We start from the raw sequence: 949 nt of genomic DNA on the forward strand, positions 1-949 counted from the left end.
AAAAGGTTCATCGCGCATTACCGGGGAAGGCTGCGCGAATCTTCAGAAAGAAGTAGTCCTGATCGCGGTAGCCATAGGCCCGGCGCTTGATGACCTTGATGGTGTTGTTGATGCCCTCCACAACACTTTTGTTCAACGGATGCCTGCATCGGGCGATGATCCCGTGCAGGTAGCTTTGCAAGCGCTGAGCGAAGGTGCTCAGTGCGGCAATCCCGCTTTGATGGGCTTGATCACACCAGTGCCGCCAGGCGCGATGCGCCCAAGTCGCACGACGGTAGAACCACAACTGTTTGAGCTCGTCGCGCAAGACGTATACCGTCATCAATGGTTGATTGGCCGCCAGCAGTTCCTTGAGTTGCACTGCTTGTTGAGGCTGCAGCTTGTTGCGATTGCGCAGCAGCAACCAGCGGCTGGATTTGAGCACCTTACGTGCTGAGGGCTGTTGGCGCAGCAGGTTGGCCTGATCGACACGCACTCGGTCGATAACCTCCCGGCCATACTTGGCCACGACATGGAACAGGTCATAGACGATCTCGGCGTTAGGGCAGTGGGCCTTAATCTCCAGCTCGTAAGCCGTAGTCATGTCGATAGCAACTGCGCGAATGCGCTGGGCAACGCCAGCGGGCAACTGCTCGAAGAACTGGCGGGCCGTCTCGCGTGAGCGCCCTTGCCCCACCCACAGCACCTGCCGGCTGATGGGATCAACGACGACTGTGGCGTAGCGATGGCCCTTGTGCAGCGCAAACTCGTCCATCGCCAAGTACTCGATCTGATCCCATTGCGGCTGCGCAGTGGTGGCCAGCAGCAAGGCTTTGTCGATGGATTTGACGGTGTGCCAGCCCAGATCGAAGAAGGCCACTACCGCCTTGATGCTGCTGCTGCGAAGCAACTGGCTGCACGCCTGCGCCAGACGGTCTGTGACGCGCTGGTAGCGACCGAGCCAGCTGAG

Annotated in this window: 1 protein-coding gene; it reads right to left on the reverse strand. The window is 59.3% G+C overall.

Annotation, left to right across the window (positions count from 1 at the left end):
- Nucleotides 1-7 precede the first annotated feature (7 nt).
- Nucleotides 8-949, reverse strand: a 942-nt coding sequence (locus AC1RTQ_RS24145; RefSeq protein ID WP_492879499.1) for an ISL3 family transposase, incomplete at its 5' end; no start/stop codon positions are given.

It is taken from the genome of Comamonas sp. GW821-FHT11H03 (assembly GCF_058807955.1).